This is a genomic window from Stutzerimonas stutzeri KOS6 (assembly GCF_000307775.2).
GTDB classification, from domain to species: Bacteria; Pseudomonadota; Gammaproteobacteria; order Pseudomonadales; family Pseudomonadaceae; genus Stutzerimonas; species Stutzerimonas stutzeri_B.
Genome location: NZ_KK020676.1, coordinates 223,257 through 241,231 on the forward strand (window position 1 = coordinate 223,257; position 17,975 = coordinate 241,231).

General features: G+C 64.8%; 17 protein-coding genes. 7 read left to right on the plus strand and 10 right to left on the minus strand.

Going from position 1 to position 17,975, the window contains the following annotated elements:
* The first annotated feature begins 32 nt into the window (after positions 1–32).
* Positions 33–2,411, plus strand: a complete 2,379-nt coding sequence (locus tag B597_RS29595; protein WP_003295345.1) for a heavy metal translocating P-type ATPase — start codon at positions 33–35, stop codon at positions 2,409–2,411.
* A gap of 13 nt (positions 2,412–2,424) precedes the next feature.
* Positions 2,425–2,862 (plus strand): Cu(I)-responsive transcriptional regulator, encoded by a 438-nt coding sequence (cueR, locus tag B597_RS29600; protein ID WP_003295346.1) that lies wholly within the window; start codon positions 2,425–2,427, stop codon positions 2,860–2,862.
* A 321-nt stretch (positions 2,863–3,183) separates the two neighbouring features.
* On the opposite strand, the gene bfr is transcribed toward cueR, so the two are convergent.
* Both bfr and B597_RS29610 read right to left on the minus strand, forming a co-directional pair.
* The gene (bfr, locus tag B597_RS29605) at positions 3,184–3,651 is read right to left on the minus strand and encodes a bacterioferritin (protein WP_003295348.1); all 468 of its coding nucleotides are present in this window, start codon (positions 3,649–3,651) and stop codon (positions 3,184–3,186) included.
* Positions 3,652–3,866: 215 nt separating this feature from the next.
* The gene (locus B597_RS29610) at positions 3,867–4,757 is read right to left on the minus strand and encodes a PA4780 family RIO1-like protein kinase (RefSeq protein ID WP_024161777.1); all 891 of its coding nucleotides are present in this window, start codon (positions 4,755–4,757) and stop codon (positions 3,867–3,869) included.
* A gap of 158 nt (positions 4,758–4,915) precedes the next feature.
* On the opposite strand from B597_RS29610, the gene ada reads away from it, so the two are divergent.
* From ada to B597_RS29625, 3 genes are read left to right on the plus strand one after another with little or no spacing between them, the layout of a single operon-like run.
* Positions 4,916–5,956 (plus strand): bifunctional DNA-binding transcriptional regulator/O6-methylguanine-DNA methyltransferase Ada, encoded by a 1,041-nt coding sequence (gene ada, locus B597_RS29615; protein ID WP_003295349.1) that lies wholly within the window; start codon positions 4,916–4,918, stop codon positions 5,954–5,956.
* 51 nt (positions 5,957–6,007) lie between these two features.
* Positions 6,008–6,250 carry a hypothetical protein gene (locus tag B597_RS29620; RefSeq protein ID WP_003295350.1) on the plus strand — a complete coding sequence of 81 codons (243 nt, stop codon included), beginning with the start codon at positions 6,008–6,010 and terminating at the stop codon, positions 6,248–6,250.
* Positions 6,251–6,301: 51 nt separating this feature from the next.
* Positions 6,302–7,081, plus strand: a complete 780-nt coding sequence (locus tag B597_RS29625) for a TatD family hydrolase (RefSeq protein WP_003295351.1) — start codon at positions 6,302–6,304, stop codon at positions 7,079–7,081.
* Positions 7,082–7,099: 18 nt separating this feature from the next.
* Here B597_RS29625 and B597_RS29630 read toward each other — a convergent pair whose 3' ends face one another.
* From B597_RS29630 to nfi, 4 genes are all read right to left on the minus strand, one after another.
* On the minus strand, positions 7,100–9,130 hold the full coding sequence (locus tag B597_RS29630; RefSeq protein ID WP_003295352.1) for a methyl-accepting chemotaxis protein: 2,031 nt from the start codon (positions 9,128–9,130) through the stop codon (positions 7,100–7,102).
* A gap of 258 nt (positions 9,131–9,388) precedes the next feature.
* Positions 9,389–10,225 carry a regulatory signaling modulator protein AmpE gene (ampE, locus tag B597_RS29635; protein WP_003295354.1) on the minus strand — a complete coding sequence of 279 codons (837 nt, stop codon included), beginning with the start codon at positions 10,223–10,225 and terminating at the stop codon, positions 9,389–9,391.
* A gap of 10 nt (positions 10,226–10,235) precedes the next feature.
* A complete protein-coding gene (ampD, locus tag B597_RS29640) occupies positions 10,236–10,787 on the minus strand; it encodes a 1,6-anhydro-N-acetylmuramyl-L-alanine amidase AmpD (RefSeq protein WP_003295356.1) in 552 nt (183 codons plus the stop codon).
* Between the two features lie 99 nt (positions 10,788–10,886).
* Positions 10,887–11,615, minus strand: coding sequence for a deoxyribonuclease V (gene nfi / locus B597_RS29645; RefSeq protein ID WP_003295358.1), 729 nt, complete (start codon positions 11,613–11,615; stop codon positions 10,887–10,889).
* 159 nt (positions 11,616–11,774) lie between these two features.
* Between nfi and B597_RS29650 the strand changes: the two genes are divergently transcribed.
* Positions 11,775–12,767, plus strand: a complete 993-nt coding sequence (locus tag B597_RS29650; RefSeq protein WP_003295360.1) for a GlxA family transcriptional regulator — start codon at positions 11,775–11,777, stop codon at positions 12,765–12,767.
* Between the two features lie 64 nt (positions 12,768–12,831).
* Here the strand turns inward: B597_RS29650 and zapE are convergent, their stop codons facing one another.
* From zapE to B597_RS29665, 3 genes are all read right to left on the minus strand, one after another.
* A complete protein-coding gene (zapE, locus tag B597_RS29655; RefSeq protein ID WP_003295361.1) occupies positions 12,832–13,926 on the minus strand; it encodes a cell division protein ZapE in 1,095 nt (364 codons plus the stop codon).
* A 166-nt stretch (positions 13,927–14,092) separates the two neighbouring features.
* Positions 14,093–15,451: a tryptophan--tRNA ligase gene (locus tag B597_RS29660; protein ID WP_003295362.1), complete on the minus strand. Its 1,359-nt coding sequence runs from the start codon at positions 15,449–15,451 to the stop codon at positions 14,093–14,095.
* A 47-nt stretch (positions 15,452–15,498) separates the two neighbouring features.
* Positions 15,499–16,125: an alpha/beta hydrolase gene (locus tag B597_RS29665; protein ID WP_024161779.1), complete on the minus strand. Its 627-nt coding sequence runs from the start codon at positions 16,123–16,125 to the stop codon at positions 15,499–15,501.
* Between the two features lie 138 nt (positions 16,126–16,263).
* On the opposite strand from B597_RS29665, the gene B597_RS29670 reads away from it, so the two are divergent.
* A complete protein-coding gene (locus B597_RS29670) occupies positions 16,264–16,692 on the plus strand; it encodes a Z-ring associated ZapG family protein (protein ID WP_003295365.1) in 429 nt (142 codons plus the stop codon).
* Between the two features lie 47 nt (positions 16,693–16,739).
* Here B597_RS29670 and nadC read toward each other — a convergent pair whose 3' ends face one another.
* Positions 16,740–17,588 carry a carboxylating nicotinate-nucleotide diphosphorylase gene (nadC, locus tag B597_RS29675; protein ID WP_024161780.1) on the minus strand — a complete coding sequence of 283 codons (849 nt, stop codon included), beginning with the start codon at positions 17,586–17,588 and terminating at the stop codon, positions 16,740–16,742.
* Positions 17,589–17,975: the final 387 nt, after the last annotated feature.

Consider the following 17,975-nt stretch of genomic DNA (forward strand, 5'->3'; position numbering starts at 1 on the left):
CTGCAGCCATCGCAATCCGAGGAGTCACTGCCATGTCCAGCGCCACCCATACGCTGCCGGTCAGCGGTATGACCTGCGCCAGCTGCGCCGGCCGCGTCGAGCGCGCTCTGCTCAAGGTGCCCGGTGTCGCCGCAGCCAGCGTCAATCTCGCCAACGAACAGGTGCGTATCGAAGGCGATGATCTGGGCGTGGCGACGCTGATCGAGGCCGTGGTAAAGGCCGGCTACGGCGTACCGCTGCAGAGCATCGAGCTGAACATCGAGGGCATGACCTGCGCCAGCTGCGTCGGCCGGGTCGAGCGCGCCCTGCTCAAGGTGCCCGGCGTGCGCAACGCGGCGGTGAACCTGGCCAGCGAGCGCGCGCATGTCGAAACGATCGGCACGCCGGACCCCGGTGTGCTGATCCAGGCAGTCGAGGCCGCCGGCTACAAGGCGAGCGCCGGCGACCAGCAGCGCCCCGCACAGGATGCCGAACGACGCCTGCAGCGCGAACGCTGGGCGGTGATCGCGGCCCTGCTGCTGGCCGCCCCGCTGGTGCTGCCGATGTTCGCCGAGCTGTTCGGCGGCCACTGGATGCTGCCGGCGTGGATTCAGTTCCTGCTCGCCACGCCGGTGCAATTCATTCTCGGCGCGCGCTTCTACGTCGCCGGCTGGAAGGCGGTGCGCGCCGGTGCCGGCAACATGGACCTGTTGGTCGCCATCGGCACCAGCGCCGGTTACGGCCTGAGCCTCTATCAATGGTGGGCGACGCCGGCCGGGCAGATGCCGCACCTGTATTTCGAGGCCTCGGCGGTGGTGATTGCCCTGGTGCTGCTGGGCAAGTACCTGGAGAGCCGCGCCAAGCGCCAGACCAGCGCGGCGATCCGCGCACTCGAAGCCTTGCGCCCGGACCGCGCGACACGGGTGATCGACGGCCGCGAGGAAGACGTCGCCATCGCCGCGCTACGCCTGGACGACCTGGTGCTGGTCAAGCCCGGCGAGCGTTTCCCGGTGGATGGCGAGGTGGTCGAGGGCGAAAGCCAGGCCGACGAAGCGCTGATCAGCGGTGAGAGCCTGCCGGTGAACAAGGCGCCGGGCGATCGCATCACCGGCGGCGCGATCAATGGCGAAGGACGGCTGCTGGTGCGCACCACCGCGCTCGGCGGCGAGACCGTGCTGGCGCGCATCATCCGCCTGGTGGAAGACGCCCAGGCGGCCAAGGCGCCGATCCAGAAGCTGGTGGACAAGGTCAGCCAGGTGTTCGTCCCGGCCGTGCTGGTGATCGCCGTGTTCACGCTGATCGGCTGGCTGCTCAATGGTGCGCCGGCCGAGGTTGCGCTGATCAATGCCGTAGCCGTGCTGGTGATTGCCTGTCCCTGTGCCCTCGGCCTGGCGACACCGGCGGCTATCATGGCGGGCACTGGCGTGGCGGCGCGCCACGGCATTCTGATCAAGGACGCCGAGGCGCTGGAAGTCGCCCATGCGGTCACGGCCGTGGCCTTCGACAAGACCGGCACGCTCACCTCGGGCAAGCCGCAGATCATTCATCTGCATGCCGTGGACGGCGACGATGCACGGATACTGCGCCTGGCCGGTGCCCTGCAGCGCGGCAGTGAACACCCGCTGGCGCGCGCCGTGCTGGAGCGCTGCGAAGCCGATGGCATCGTGGTGCCGGATGTGCAGAAGAGCCAGGCCCTGAGCGGCCGCGGCATCGCCGGGACGCTGGACGGTCAGCAGTTGGCGCTGGGCAACCGGCGCATGCTCGAGGAGTACGGGCTGCAGCCCGGCGATCTGCTGGAAACCGCCCAGCGCTGGGAGACCGAAGGCCGCACGCTCTCCTGGCTGGTGGAAAGCGCACCACAGCCACGCATTCTCGGCCTGTTCGCCTTCGGCGACAGCCTCAAGGACGGCGCCGCGGCGGCGATTGCCGCACTGGCCGCACGGCATATCCGCAGCCACCTGATCACCGGCGACAACCGCGGCAGCGCCGGTGTGGTGGCCGAGGCGCTGCAGATCGACGACGTGCACGCCGAAGTGCTGCCGGCGGACAAGGCCGCCACCGTGGCGGATCTGAAAAAGGGCGGCGCCGTGGTGGCGATGGTCGGCGACGGTATCAACGACGCACCGGCACTGGCCGCGGCGGATGTCGGCATCGCCATGGGCGGCGGTACCGACGTGGCCATGCACGCCGCCGGCATCACCCTGATGCGCGGCGATCCGCGCCTGGTGCCGGCGGCGCTGGAGATCAGCCGGCGCACTTACCGCAAGATCCAGCAAAACCTGTTCTGGGCCTTCATCTACAACCTGGTGGGCATTCCGCTCGCCGCCTTCGGCTTTCTCAGCCCGGTGGTGGCCGGTGCGGCAATGGCCCTGTCGAGCGTCAGCGTGGTGAGCAACGCCCTGCTGCTGCGTTCCTGGAAACCGGAAGAATGATCGGGAGCACGCCATGAACATCGGTCAGGCCGCCAAGCACAGCGGCCTCACGGCGAAGATGATCCGCTACTACGAATCCATCGGCCTGCTCACGCCTGCCGGGCGCAGCGCCAATGGCTATCGCCACTACAACGAGCGCGACCTGCATCAGCTGGCCTTTATCCGCCGCGCCCGCGACCTGGGCTTTTCCCTGGAGGAAGTCGGCAAACTGCTGGCGCTGTGGCAGGACCGCCAGCGCGCCAGCGCCGACGTGAAGGCCCTGGCCGGCGCGCATATAGACGAGCTGAACCGCAAGATCGAGGAGCTGGTTGGACTGCGCGACACCCTGCAGGCTCTGGTCGATCACTGCCAGGGCGATGAGCGGCCGGACTGCCCGATCCTGCAGGGCATCGAAAGCGGCTGCTGTGCGACCCGGTCCAAGTCCCTCGTTTTGCCCGCGGAAGCGGACTAAGGCTCTGTACGAAAAGTGCCTGCGCTCGGTGATGCTTCGTTAAAAACGGGTTCGGAATGCTCATTTACAGCACGTAAACTCCGCTTCCTCACCCGTTTTGCCTCGCCTGACCTTCGCTCGACGACTTTTCGTACAGAACCTAAGGCTGACCGGAACGCCGTGGCCTGGCGCAGCGGAGGCACGCCCGCGATGCAGCGGAGCATGCCGCCGTCGGCGGGTGATCGGGACGGGGATCGGCTACAGTCGATGCCGAGCCGTTTCCGGCCAGGGCGGGATTGTCAAGAGCACCGCGAGGCAGTCCATGCCTCAGGGTGCAGAGCGTCAGCCGGCCTGCGACTGCAGGTAGTTCTGCAAGCCGATGCGGTCGATCAGGCCCAGTTGCTGCTCCAGCCAGTACGCGTGGTCTTCCTCGGTGTCGTGCAGTTGCAAGGCCAAGAGGTCGCGGGTCTGGTAGTCACCGTGCTGCTCGGCCAGGGCGATGCCCTGAGCCAGCGCGGCGCGCACCTTGTATTCCAGCGCCAGGTCGTTGCGCAGCATGTCCGGCACGCTGTGCCCGGGATTGATCGGCTCCGGCGTCATGTCCGGCGTGCCTTCGAGAAAGAGGATGCGCTGCAGCAGGGCATCGGCGTGCTGCGTCTCTTCTTCCATTTCGTGGTTGATGCGCTCGTAGAGCTTGGAAAAACCCCAGTCGGCATACATCCGCGAGTGCAGGAAATACTGATCGCGTGCCGCCAACTCGCCGCGCAACAGCTCCTTCAGATAGTCGATTACCGGTGCCTGGCCTTGCATTGTGTATTCCCCATGACTGATGCGCCCTTTACCACGGCAAGCTTCCGCGCTGAGCCTGCGGTGGTCAAGCACTGCAGCGCCGCAGGCGCACAAGGCAAGCCTGGCAAAGGCGGCATCCAAAGCGACCCACCGCTGGCGCTACACGCCTCGCGTCCGCCACTCGATCTCCGGACAAGCAGCACGTGCAGCCCCGTCCCGGAGCTGCACGCCGACATTCAGCCCCGCATCCAGGGCGGTTCCGGCGGCTCGTCCTGCGGTGCGTCGTCGGCACTGCGCAAGGCATCCCGGCGCGCCTGTTCGGCCAGCGTCGCCTTGATCTCGCGCATCACCGCATCGATGTCCGCTGCATCCTCCGGCTCGGCGAACTGCCCGGTCAGCTCGGTATCCGTCGTCAGCTTGCCCTGCTCGTACAGTGCCCACATCTCCTTGGCATAGCGGGTGAACCTGAGCTCCGGCGCGAAGCGACCGAAATAGGCCGACATGTTGCCGACATCGCGCTCAAGCATTTCGAAGGCGTGGTTGTTGCCGGCCGCATCCACCGCCTGCGGCAGGTCGATGATCACCGGGCCATGCTCGTCGAGCAGCACGTTGAATTCGGACAGGTCGCCATGCACCAGGCCCGCACAGAGCATCTTGACCACTTCGTGAATCATGAACGCATGGAATTCGCGGGCATCATCGGGATGCAGTTCGACGTCGTTGAGCCGCGGCGCCGCGTCACCGTCCTCGCCAGCGATCATCTCCATCAGCAGCACGCCGTCGAGAAAGTCGTAGGGTTTGGGCACCCGCACGCCGGCATCGGCCAGCCGGAACAGAGCGGCAACCTCGGCGTTCTGCCAGTTTTCTTCCTTTTCCTTGCGCCCGTGCTTGGAGCCCTTGGCCATGGCACGGGCGTCGCGGCTGCTACGCACCTTGCGGCCTTCCTGGTATTTCACGGCCTGGCGGAAGCTGCGCTTGTTGGCTTCCTTGTAGACCTTGGCGCAGCGCAGCTCGTCGCCGCAGCGCACCACGTATACCGCTGCTTCCTTGCCGCTCATCAGCGGCCGCAGCACCTCGTCGATCAGGCCATCCTCGATCAGCGGTTCGAGTCGTTTAGGCGTTTTCATCAGCGGCTTGCAGGTCCTTCTCGGTCAGGGCGGAGCTGCAGGTTACGGCAATCGCCAGCCGGCTTCCATTCTCCCCATCGGGTTTGAAAGCACGCTTTGGATTGGCGCACAGTCCACTCAGGGCCGACAATCGCCCCATCAGCCCCTGGAGCACCGACATGCTCGATGAAGACCGCTGCTGGCAAGCGCTTTGCGAACGCGATGCCACCTTCGACGGCCGCTTCGTGTTCGCCGTGCACTCGACCGGCATATTCTGCCGCCCGAGCTGCCCGGCCCGACGGCCGGGACGAGATCGGGTCAGCTTCTACGCCAATGCCGCTGCGGCCGAGGCCGCCGGCTTCCGCCCCTGCCGGCGCTGTTCGCCGCTGGGACAGAGTTCGCACCAGCAGCTGGATGCACTGGTTGTCGCGGCCTGCCGCTTGCTCGACGAGGCCGAGGCGCCACTACCGTTGCAGCAATTGGCGGCGCGTATCGGCCTGTCGCCGACTTACCTGTCAAAGGCCTTCAAGGCCCGCACCGGTCTGAGCCCACGCGCCTGGGCGGTGGCACGACGCCGCGAGCGACTGGAGGCCTGCCTGCCCACGGCCGACTCGGTACTGGATGCGGCCCTGGCCGCCGGCTACTCCGGCACCCGCGCGCCTTACGCCGAGACGCCGTCGCTGACGCCGGCCCAGCGGCGCCGCAAGGGTGCCGGCGAACAGTTGCGCTACGCGCTGGCACCCTGCCCCCTCGGCCTGCTGCTGATCGCCAGCAGTGACAAGGGCGTCTGCGCGCTGCTGTTCGGTGACGACGAAGCGACTCTTGAACAAGAACTGCACTCACGCTTTGCTGCGGCGCAGCTCGAGCGGGATCAGCCGGGCCTGGGCGATTGGCTGCAGGCAGTGGTCAGGCAACTGGAGGAACCGCAGCGCGCCGCCCAACTGCCGCTGGATGTGCGCGGCACGGCGTTCCAGCAACGTGTCTGGCAGGCGCTGCAGCAGATTCCGGCAGGCGAGACGCGGCGTTATGGCGAGCTGGCAGCATCCCTCGGTAGCCATCCCCGTGCGGTGGCGCGGGCCTGCGCCAGCAACCCCATTGGGTTGCTGATACCCTGCCACCGCGTGGTCGGCAGCCAGCAGGCATTGACCGGCTATCGCTGGGGGCTGGCGCGCAAGGCGGCATTGCTGGAGCACGAGGCGGACGGCAAAGCGGGAGCCTGAGCGAATTTCGGCGGTCGGATATAGCATCACCACCAACTGCCGGAGCCCGCCATGAGCGAATTGAAGCCCTATCGCATCCACTACCGCATCAATGGCGAACCGGCATCGCTGCTGATGAGCTCGTTCGAACTGCCCAGCCTGGAGCAGGCCGAACTGGAGATTCTGCTACAGCATGTCCGCGAACCGCGCGCCGCTGTCGATGCACCCTGGGAGAATCCGGTTCGTCCCAGCGAAGCGAGTCGCCTGGCGGAACTTGGTGTCAGCGATATCCAGATCGAAGAGGAAAGCCGCTAACTCCGGCTGGCATTGCCGCCCCGTCCACCACTGATCGTACGGAGTCTGCTCGTGCAATTGATCGACACTCACACCCATCTCGACTTCGAACCGTTCGATGACGACCGTAGCGAAGTGCTCACCCGCAGCCTGGCAGGCGGGGTCGAGCGCATCGTGGTACTGGGTGTGCAGCAGGCGAACTGGCAACGGGTCTGGCAGCTGGCCTGCAGCGAACCGGCGATATATGCCGCCCTGGGCCTGCATCCGGTGTTCATCGACGAGCATCGGGACGCACATGTCGATCAATTGCGCGACTGGCTGCAACGCTTGCGCGGCGAAGCCAAGCTATGCGCCGTTGGCGAGATCGGACTGGACTATTACGTCGAAGACCCCGACATCGAACGCCAGCAGCAGCTGCTCGAGGCGCAGTTGGCACTGGCCGCCGAGTTCGCCTTGCCAACGCTGCTGCACGTGCGCCGTGCCCATGCGCAGATGATCGCCACCCTCAAGCGCTACCGGCTGCAGCGTGCCGGCGTCATCCATGCCTTCAGCGGCAGTTGGGAGGAGGCGCGGGAGTACCTGCGCCTGGGCTTCAAGCTCGGCCTCGGCGGTGCCGGCACCTGGCCGCAGGCACAGCGCATGCACCGGGTGCTGCAGCAGCTGCCGCTGGATGCCATCGTGCTGGAGACCGATGCGCCGGACATCCCGCCCGTAGGCCATGCCGGCGAACGCAACAGCCCGGAACTGTTGCCGGAGATCTGCCAGCGCCTGGCCGATCTCAAGGGCATCGGCGCCGATGAACTGGCTGCGGCCAGCTATCGCAGTAGCTGCGAGCTGTTCGGCTGGCGCTGACCGCGCAACACCGAGGCCTCAGACCCGGAAGGCGGCGATCAACTGCTGCAGCTGTGCGACCAGTTGGGTCAGCTGGTGGCTCGCCTGCTCGGTATGCCCGGCTCCCTCGGCGGTACGCTGCCCGGCCTCGTTGATCGCGACGATGTTGCGGTCGATATCCTGCGCCACGGCGGTCTGCTGCTCGGCGGCCGCCGCGATCTGCTGGTTCTGGTCAACGATCAGGCCTACCGCGTCGAGGATATTTTCCAGCGCCTGCACCACCTGTGCCGACTGACCGGCCGTGTTTTCGGCCAGCACGTGACTGGCGTGCATGGTCTTCACCGCGGCGCCGACACCGCTCTGCAGGCGCGCGATCATCTGTTCGATTTCCGCTGTGGATTTCTGCGTACGCTGCGCCAGCCCGCGTACTTCATCGGCGACCACGGCGAAGCCGCGGCCCTGCTCGCCAGCGCGCGCCGCCTCGATGGCGGCATTGAGCGCCAGCAGGTTGGTCTGTTCGGCGATGGTCTTGATCACGTCCAACACCTGGCTGATCGCCTTGCTGTCGCCAGCCAGCTGGTTGATCACTTCGACCGATTGTTCGATCTCGCCAGCCAAACGCTGGATGCCACCGACCTGCTCCACGACCAGCACCCGGCCGCTGACGGTTTCCTGATTGACGTTCTGCGCACTGCCGACCGCCGCCTCGGCGCTGTTGGCGACGGCCTGGGCGGTGGCCGACATCTGGTTCATCGCGGTGGCCACCTGCTCGATCTGGCCGCGCTGTTCGGACACCGTCTGGTTGCTCTCGCCGGAAACGCTTTCCACTCGTCTGGCCTGCCGCTCCACTTCGGCGACGGTCTGGCCGACCCGCTCGATCAGCTCGCGAATCTGCGCCACGGTAGCGTTGAAGACACGCCCCAACTCGCCCAGCTCGTCACGACTCTGGATCTCGTAGCGTGCGGTCATGTCACCCCCGGCGACCTTGCCCATGATCTCGCCGAGGCTGCGCAACGACGCCCGCGTCGAGGCATAGAAGCCGGCGTACAGATAGACCACCAGGCAAAGCACCACAATCAGCGCCGCAAGCAGCAGCGTCATCAGCAGACGCTTCTGCTCCAGCCGTTCGGCCAGTTCCACGCCGAGAAAATCGAGGATGGCATCGTTCAGTTGATAGGTCTTGGCCATCTCGGCGCTGATGCGTTCGTAGAACGCTTCCCACGGTCGATCCAGCGCCTCGGCCATGATCACCTCGTCCTGCAGGATGTCACTGCTGAGCTGGAGCGATTCGCGGCTGGTCGCGGCGAAACTGTCGAGTCCGCGTCGCGCGGCCTCGCTCGCACCGAGCGCATCCTGCAGTTGCGCGGTGTACTGCGTCTGCAGCTTCTCCAGCTCGAGCACGAGGTTGTCCAGCGTGTTGCTGGCAGCGGAATTGAGGTAGCCCTGGCCGAACGTGTAGGAGCCTACCGCGCGCCCCTCACCCAGCGACGCGCTGATAGCCGGGGTGACCGTGGTCAGCAGCTCGGCCAGCTGACGGACCTCGCGCTGCAGATCCTGGCTGAGCCCCGACTGGCCGGCTACCAGCTTGATCATCACCTGCGACTGGCCCAGCAGGGTTTCGGCCATGGCCGCCTTGGACTGCAGCGATTGCTCGGCCTGGGCGGCACCCAGCCCGGCCACCAGCTCGTCGCGGCGGGCGTTGAATTCAGCCACCTGCTCCGGCTCCTCACTGACCGCCGCCAGGGCCTGCAACTGTGCCGTCAGATCGTCTTCGACGCTCTTCAGGCGGCGGGCAAGCGTTTCCACATTGCCGGTCTGACCGATGATCGACTCGATGTGCACGAGGTCGTTCCAGTCTTCCATGCTGCGCCGTACCTGCAGGGTCGAACCCAGCAACTCCAGGCTCTGCAGTTCGATGCGGGTACCCACGAAGGCCCGGTACGAATCGCGCACCAGATAGTAATTGCTGAGCAGCATGGGAACGAAAAACAGGACGCTGACCAGACTGAACTTCATGCCGAAGCTCAGGCGGTTCATGAAAGCGATCGCGGGACGCAACAGACTATTCACACGACGTCTCCCAATATTATTGGTATGGGCGTGCACGCAATTGCAGCGCGCAGCAGGGCTCGTCAGAGAGGTGTCATCCACCCGGCTTATACGGGATATCGATCGCGAACTTTGTAACTTAAGGTAATGGCCAATCAGTGGCCCGCAGCCCGCCCGACGCCATCCGATCAGCGGCAGCGTCTAGCCTGCGGGGTGCAGCGCTGCCGGGCGAGCAAGGTCATACAGCGCTCATATGTACGCCCATTCAGGCGCGCGCGTCTAGGCGAGGATGGTCAGTGCCGCGATCGCCGCGTACCACAGCACACGGGCCCGCACGAGCAGCGCAGCCAGCCCGTCTAGCCGGGCAATGCCTGCCTCACCGTCGATCTCCGGCGGCAGATCGGCAGCCAGGGGGCCCGCCTCCGCCAGCAATCGACGGGCCGGCACCTCCCAGCTCAGCAGCTCATGCAGCAGCGCCCGATTGAGCGCAACGAAGTTGCCGACCAGCGCGAAGCTGCCCAGCAGCACCCGCACCGGCACCCAGTCGAAGGCATGCAGCAGTTGCTCGGCCCGCTCACGCACCCCTTCATGCCCCGCGTGTTCGGCGCACAGCGCCAGCAGCCGATAGGCCAGCGCTGCCATCGGCCCGAGCAGGAGGTACCAGAAGATGACCGCAAAGAAGCCCTCGTAGCTCTTCCACAGCAGGCGCGCCTGCACCGCCTGCAGCAGGCTCGGCGGGTCCTGCGCCAGCAAGCCGAGGTCACGCTCGGCGGCCAGCGCAGCGGCTTCCTTATCACCCCGCCGCCAGGCATCGCGAAAGGCGCCGAGCTCGGCCTTGCCATGTCCGCGACCGAGGCTGTAGAGCAGTACCAGCAGATGCAGCGGCAGGCTCAGCCAGCCATAGGCCAGCGGCTCAAGCGCCACGAGCAGCAGGCCGAGCAGCAGTACCGGAAGCAGCACCAGCAGCGACAGCACCAGCCAAGGCGCCTCGCGCGAACGCGGGCTGGCTTCGATCTGGCGCAAGCGCGCCAGCCAGGGTTCGTCATGTTGCAGGCGCGGCCGCCAATCGGAGAATTTCTCCACCAGCAGCACGAGCAGGAGCACCAGAAAACTCATCGTCCTTTCCTCAGCAGGTAATGGATGCCGCTCGCAGACGCAGCCAGTCGAACGCCGGGCCCGGATCGGTCTTGCGCCCCGGAGCAATATCGCTGTGGCCGCACACGCGCTCTGGCGTGATCGCCGGATAGGTCCGCTGCAACACCTGGCACAACTCGATCAGCGCCTGATACTGGGCCTCGCTGAACGGCTCATGATCGGTCCCCTCCAGTTCGATGCCGATGGAGAAGTCGTTGCAGCCGTCGCGGCCGTCGAAGCAGGAAACGCCTGCGTGCCAGGCACGGTCCAGGCAAGAGACGAACTGAGTGACCACGCCATCACGCTCGATGAGAAAATGCGCCGATACCTGCAGCTCGGCGATCTCCTCGAAAAAGGGGTGCTCACCGCGCGGCAGGCGGTTCTGGAAGAACTGTTGAACCTTGCCGGTGCCGAACTGAGCCGGCGGCAGGCTGATGTTGTGAATCACCAACAGCGAGATTTCACCGGCTGGGCGCTGGTTGAAGTTCGGTGACGGGCAATGGTGGACGCCATTGCACCAGCCAGTGGCGGAATCCAGATTCATCGTACGGGCCCGGGCAGACAGCAGGACCGCAGGCTATCGCCTGCAAGATGCTGCCTGCAAGCGCCGCCGCCCCTGGCAATCCCGGTTAAGTCCCGACGGCTAGTCGGTGTGGCCGAGCAGGCGGCGCGCAACGGCCTTTTCCTGCCGGCGCGATGCAAGCCGATCGGCCAGCCGCGTCGGCTCCGGCAAGCGATAGCGCGTCACGTAGCGCATCACCAGCAGCGGTGCCGTGGCGATGCTCACGCGATTGCCTGGCGAGACGATCAGCGGCCGCACCCGGTCTTTGCTGCGCAGCACACAGCCGATCACCTCGCCGGTCTTCCTGTCGCGCAAAGCCACCTGTGCGCCGCGCGCCGGGTCGAGTTCGTCATGCTCGCCGGTCAGCAGCTTCTTCGCCACGCCGATGGTCGGCAGACCAGTCACCACACCGAGATGAGCGGCGATGCCCAGCCGCCGCGGATGGGCGATCCCGTGGCCATCGGCAAAGATCAGGTCGGGCATCGCCGGCAGCTCGGCGAGGGCTTGCAACACTGCCGGCAGCTCACGAAAGGACAGCAGGCCCGGAACGTAGGGCATGTTGGTCGGGATTCGCGCCAAGCTGCTACCGACCAACTCGAGCGTCTCGGCATCCAGCAGCACGGCCGCCGCGCGGGTGATGCTGCCGCCCTCTTCGAACCCCACATCCACGCCGGCGATCAATCGCAACGGTGCAAAGTCGTCACCCACCCGTACCTGCGACGCCAGCGTTTGCTGCATCGCCCGCGCCGCTGCCGGACTGCCGTCCCAATCGCCAAATGGGTTGGCCGGATACTGACTGGTTTCACTCATGCTTAGCTCCCGTTGCATCTGCGATTCGACGCACCGGCGAACAGACGGTTCAGTCGTTTCGACTCAGCCGAGACTGGACAGCGCCGGGGAAAAATAGGACGCTCCAGCCGCAATACGGCCGTTTTACCTTATGAACTGCTCACAATAATTAGAAAACACATGCCCAACCCCGTCCCGATCCAGCACATCAGCATACTTGCCATCGAAGGAGTCTTCGCCTCGACGCTCATGCAGGCCAAGGACTTCTTCCACATGGCCAGCCTGCGCTACGGTAGACAGCTCGGCCTGAACCTGACTCCGGCTTTCGAAACCCGCCTGGTCAGCCCGGAAGGCACGCCGGTGAATACGTTCAGCGGTACTAGCATCGCGGTCGACTGCGCTCTGGACGCCGCCGACATGGTCATCCTGCCTGCATTCTGGGGCGACTTCGACGCACTCTGCGCACGCTATCGGCAAGTCGGCCCATGGCTGCGCGAGCGCCACAGCGCCGGCGCTGTCATTTGCGGTGAGGCCACCGGTGTCTTCTGGATGGCCCAGTCGGGTCTGCTGGAAGGCCGACAGGCTACCACCCACTGGCGCTTCGCCAACGAGTTCGTCGAGCGCTTCCCCGCCGTACAGTTCAGTGCCGACAAGCACCTCACCGACAGCGACAACCTCTATTGCGCCGGCGGCACCACGTCGGCCTGCGACCTGTACATGCATCTGGTGGAGCGCTTCTGTGGCGCGCAAGTGGCGCAGGGCATGGCGCGCGATGTGCTGTTCGAACTGCAACGCAGCTACAGTCCAGGAAGGCTGGGCTTCGGCGGGCAGAAGCTGCATCTGGATACGCGGATCCTGCAGATCCAGGAATGGCTGGAGGCCAATTACGCCGAGAAATTCCGCTTCGAGGACGTGGCCCGCCAGCATGGCATGAGCATTCGCAACTTCATGCGCCGTTTCCAGGCCGCTACCGGCGACAAGCCGCTGCACTACCTGCAGCGCCTGCGCATCGAAACGGCGAAGAGCCTGCTCGCCACCACCGGCAAGAGCATCAAGACGATCAGCTACGAAGTCGGCTACGACGACGCCAGCTTCTTTGCCCGCCTGTTCCGCCAACACACCGAGCTGTCACCGAATCGCTATCGGCAACAGTACCGACATAAGAACAGCTGACCAGCCGCAAGCGCGGAACGCCCAGCAGGCATTTTCCGCTTTAACTTGCGGCTTGTAGCGGCCTTCAGGGCTTGTGCGGACGCGCCAGATATTCGTGGGACTGCATCTCCAGCAAACGGCTCAGGGTCCGCTGGAATTCGAACTCCAGGCGACCACCGGTGTACAGGTCCTTGAGTTCCACCTCGGCGGAGATGATCAGCTTGACGTTGCGGTCATAGAACTCGTCCACCAGATTGATGAAGCGCCGCGCCATGTCGTCCTTGGCCACGTTCATCTGCTCGACATTGGCCAGCAGGACGGCACCGAAGATCTTGCCCAGCTCGATGTAGTCGTTCTGGCTGCGCGGCCCGTCGCACAGCTCGCGGAATTCGAACCAGGCCACGTCGTTGCCGGTCTTCACCGCCCGAATCTCACGGTTCTCGACCATCAGGACGTCCTTTTCCACGACCCGGCATTTCTCCGGCAGCAGGCTCTTGAAGCTGCGTTCCAGGCTGCGTTCGGCCTCGGCATCGAGGGGGAAGTGGAACAGTTCGGCCTGCTCCAGTGCGCGCAGGCGATAGTCGATGCCGCTGTCGACATTGACGATCTCGGTGTGCTTCTTCAGCAGTTCGATCGCCGGCAGGAAGCGCGCACGCTGCAGGCCGTCCTTGTACAGGCCATCCGGTACGATGTTCGACGTCGCCACGAGGCTCACACCGTTCTTGAACAATTCCTCGAGCAAGGTGGCGAGGATCATCGCATCGGTGATGTCGGAGACGAAGAACTCGTCGAAGCAGATCACTCGTGCCTCGTCGGCGAAGCGCTTGCCGATGATGGTCAGCGGGTTCTTCTCGCCTTTGAGGGTCTTCATTTCCTCATGCACGCGTTTCATGAAGCGATGGAAGTGCGTGCGCATCTTCTGCTCGAACGGCAGAGCGTCGAAGAAGGTATCGACCAGGTAAGTCTTGCCGCGACCCACGCCACCCCAGAAATAGATGCCCTTGATCGGCTCCTGCTGTTTCTTGCCGAACAGCTTGCCGAGCAGGCCGCTCTTGTTGCGGCCGTCGGCCACCAGATCGTCGTACAGGCGCTGCAGGTGACGCACCGCATTTTCCTGGGCCGCATCGTGGAAGAAGTCAGGACGCCGGAGGTCGGCCTGATAGCGCTCAAGAGGAGTCATAGCGGAGTCTGGGTAGTGAAACGGGGCCGACACTTTAGCCGTGCCCTCGGTGCTTGGCAATTTACTCAGGTCGTTCAAGCGTCAGCTCCTGAAAAGGCCCATTCAATGCAGGTTGCCGCGTGGCTGTCAGCGCACCCACTCGGTGCGCCCAGTATTGGCGGCTGCGTTACTCGACGAGCGTGGCCAGCGCCTCGCGCACCCGCAGCATGGCGGCATCGAGCGCTTCGGCGCTGTCGTAGCGCGGGCTGTCGGCGATGCATTCGTCGTCCAGCCACAGCGTGAACTGATCGCCTTCGTCCTCGCGAAGTTCCAAAGCATCCGGCCCGCCGGCAATCAGCCGCTGAGTCAGGCTGCCGATCGCCTTCGGATTGCTCAGCGGACGGGACAGCAGCAGCTCCTCGCCGTCGGCGGCGAAGAAGCGGAAACGGAAAGCGCCATCGGCCTCGCGGAAGCTGGCGAAGCGCGCGACCTTGCCGGCCTTTTTCTTGGCCGGCGCCGCGCTTTTCACTTCGCTGCGGAAATTGCGCAGCCCTACCGCTTCGCGCAATTGGCCGAGGAACGGCGTGGCAATCGCGCGTGCCTTGGCGGCACCAGCCTGAAGGATGTCCTCCAGTTCGGCAGGCCTGGTGATCAACTGGTGATACAGCTCGCGCGCCTCTCCCAGCTCGTTGTCGAGCAGCTCGAACAGACGCTGCTTGGCGTCGCCCCAGGCCAGGCCGCCGAGCAGCTCCTGGCGGAATTCGTCCTGCTGCTGCGCGGTTGCGAAGGCCTGGTACAGCGTGAACAGATGCGAGCTGTCCGGATCCTTGGGTTCACCCGGCAGCCGCGAATCGGTAACGATGCGCGCGATAGCGCCTTTCAGCTCCTTGGCACTGCCGAACAGCGGAATGGTGTTGTCGTAGCTCTTCGACATCTTGCGCCCGTCGAGCCCCGGCAAGGTGGCTACGCCTTCCTCGATCACTGCCTCGGGCAAGGTGAAGAACTCGCGTCCCTGACCGAACAGGTGGTTGAAGCGCTGGGCGATATCGCGGGCCATTTCCACGTGCTGGATCTGATCCCGCCCCACCGGCACCTTGTGTGCGTTGAACATGAGAATGTCCGCAGCCATCAGCACCGGATAGCTGTACAGGCCCATGGTCACGCCAGCGTCCGGGTCTTCGCCGCTCTCGACATTCTTGTCCACCGAGGCCTTGTAGGCATGGGCGCGGTTGAGCAGGCCCTTGGCGGTGACGCAGGTGAGCAGCCAGGTCAGCTCGGGGATTTCCGGGACATCGGACTGGCGATAGAAGGTCACGCGCTCGGCATCGAGGCCACAGGCCAGCCAGGTCGCGGCGATCTCCAGGCGCGAACGCTGGATACGCAGCGGGTCGTCGCACTTGATCAGCGCATGGTAGTCGGCCAGGAAGTAGAAGGAGTCGGCGGCGGCGTCCCGGCTGGCCAGGATTGCCGGACGAATCGCACCGGCATAATTGCCCAGGTGCGGCGTCCCGGTAGTGGTGATTCCGGTAAGGATTCGGGTAGTCATTCAGTTGTATCTCGATCGTTGCGCACTGCGAAAAACGAAGGCATCGGCTAGAGGCGTGGCGCGACCAGCTCTTTCAGCTCCACCAGCTTGCCGTGAAAAAAGTGACCGCATTCTGCCACCTTCAGCAGCTCGTGGGGGTGCTGCAACTCGGCAGAGAAGGCGTACACCGACTCGGCATCGATCACCTCGTCCTGCTCCGGCTGAATGATGGTCAGCTGGCAATCGCCGGCCAGCGGCAGCCCGGCCAGCCGCGAAACCGCGGGCGCCACCATCAGCAGGCGCTGCACGTTCTGCCCCTCGGCCTCCAGGCGTGACGCCAGGCTACCGGCGACGAAGCCGCCGAAGGAAAAGCCCAGCAGTGTCAACGGTAGCGCCGGATGTTGCTGGCGCAGCCAGCGCAGCACGGCCTCGGCATCATCCACCTCGCCTTCGACCATGTCGTGTGCGCCGGCACTGGCACCGACGCCACGATAGTTGAAACGCAGCGTGCAGTAACCGGCATCCCGCGCCGTACGCTGCAGGGTCGAGACGACCTTGTTCAACATGGTGCCGCCTTTGACCGGGTTCGGATGACAGATCAGCGCCAGGCCGCGTGCCTGCGGCTGATCGAAATACAACGCTTCCAGCGCCCCGCAGGGGCCGTCGAGCGTGACAGGGGTTTCGCGCTTCAACAAAACAGGAACTCCGTGACCTTGGGACGAGTCGACTCGTCTTGCTAACTAGCTGCCGATAACCGCCGCCTCGTGTTGCGGTATACAGAGCAGGGACGAGACGTTAACGTAAGCACAGCCGTTTATATAGAGGAAGGACTCGTGGAACAGACCCTCGCGACCTGGTTGCTCCCGATTGTCGGCCTGATCGCCGGCATTGCCATCGGTTATCTGGTGGCTCGCAGCAGCGCGCCGAACCGTACACAGCGTCAGGTCGACGACCTGCAAGAGCGCTTCGACACCTATCAGAGTGAAGTGGTCACCCACTTCAACACCACGGCCAGCCTGCTGCGCAAGCTGACCAGCAACTATCAGGACATCCAGGATCACCTGTCCGACGGCGCCAGCCGCCTGGCCCTTGACGAGCAGACCCGGCAGCGCCTGATGGCCGCGCTGCACGAAGAGAAAAATGGCTCGCGCGAGCGGCTCTCTTCGCCAGCCTTCACCGAGCCACCGAAGGACTATGCCCCCAAAGGCGACGACACCCCCGGTACGCTGCACGAGAATTTCGGCCTGAAGAGCCGTCACTGATCGCCCCGCCTGGCGCGACACCTGCGCCAGGCACTGCCGCCTCCATCCTACTGACGCAAGCGCATCGACAGATCCACCGCCTGGACATGCTTGGTCAGTGCGCCGATTGAGATGTAGTCCACCCCCGTTTCAGCAACGCTGCGCAGCGTCTCATCACTGATTCCGCCGGAAGCTTCCAGCTTGGTCCGCCCAGCCGCCATGCGGACCGCCGAGCGCATGTCATCCAGGCTGAGCTCGTCGAGCATGACGATATCGGCTCCTGCCCGCAGCGCCTGCTCGAGCTCGTCGAGACTCTCCACTTCTATTTCCACCGGCTTGCCCGGCGCGATGCGTTGCGCGGCGGCAACGGCCTCGGCGATACCGCCGCAGGCAGCGATATGGTTCTCCTTGATCAGGAAGGCGTCGTACAGCCCGATGCGATGGTTGTGACACCCGCCGCAGGTAACGGCGTATTTCTGCGCCAGGCGCAATCCCGGGATCGTCTTGCGCGTATCAAGCAGGCGCACTCCAGTCCCTTCGACCATATCGGCGTAGCGGCGGCAGCGCGTCGCGACGCCTGACAGCATCTGCAGAAAGTTCAGTGCGCTGCGCTCACCAGTGAGCAGAGCACGTGCCGGCCCCTCGAGATGAAACAGCACGCGATCGGCATCGACCCGCTCGCCGTCCGCAACCTGCCAATGGACGGCCACGCGCGGATCAACCTGACGAAACACGGCATCGACCCAGGCTACTCCGCTGATCACGGCGGCTTCGCGGGTGATGACAGAGGCATGGGCCAACCGCTCCGCCGGGATCAGTTGGGCAGTGATGTCACCGCCGCCGACATCCTCGGCGAGCGCACGGCGAGCATTGGCGTCGATTTCCGCCGAAAGGTCGGCAAGGGTGAGATTGGGCATGGCTGACTCCTTTGATTGGGCGGATTATAAATACTCGGAGCATCGGGCACAGCGGCAAACTGATGCCCCCATGGACAGCACCTCGTCGAGCTTTCCTTACCTCCCGGCGGAAAACCTGCGAGTATCTGTGAGCCAGGTCATGTCCGGCGCAAAACCGGGCTTGGCATGCGCCCCAGATGCTTATAATCAGCCAAGGAAAATTGACGCCACGTAAATGGCGATACCCAGCTGACGGGGTGTCGTTGTAAAACCAAAGCGCTCGGCTATGCTGCGTCTGGAATCCGGTTCGATGGACGATAACCCGCACAGGAATGCGGACTTGCCCGATACCTTCGCCTTGCCCGGCCGACCTGGCCAACTTTATCAAGTGCCGGATATCTGGCGTTG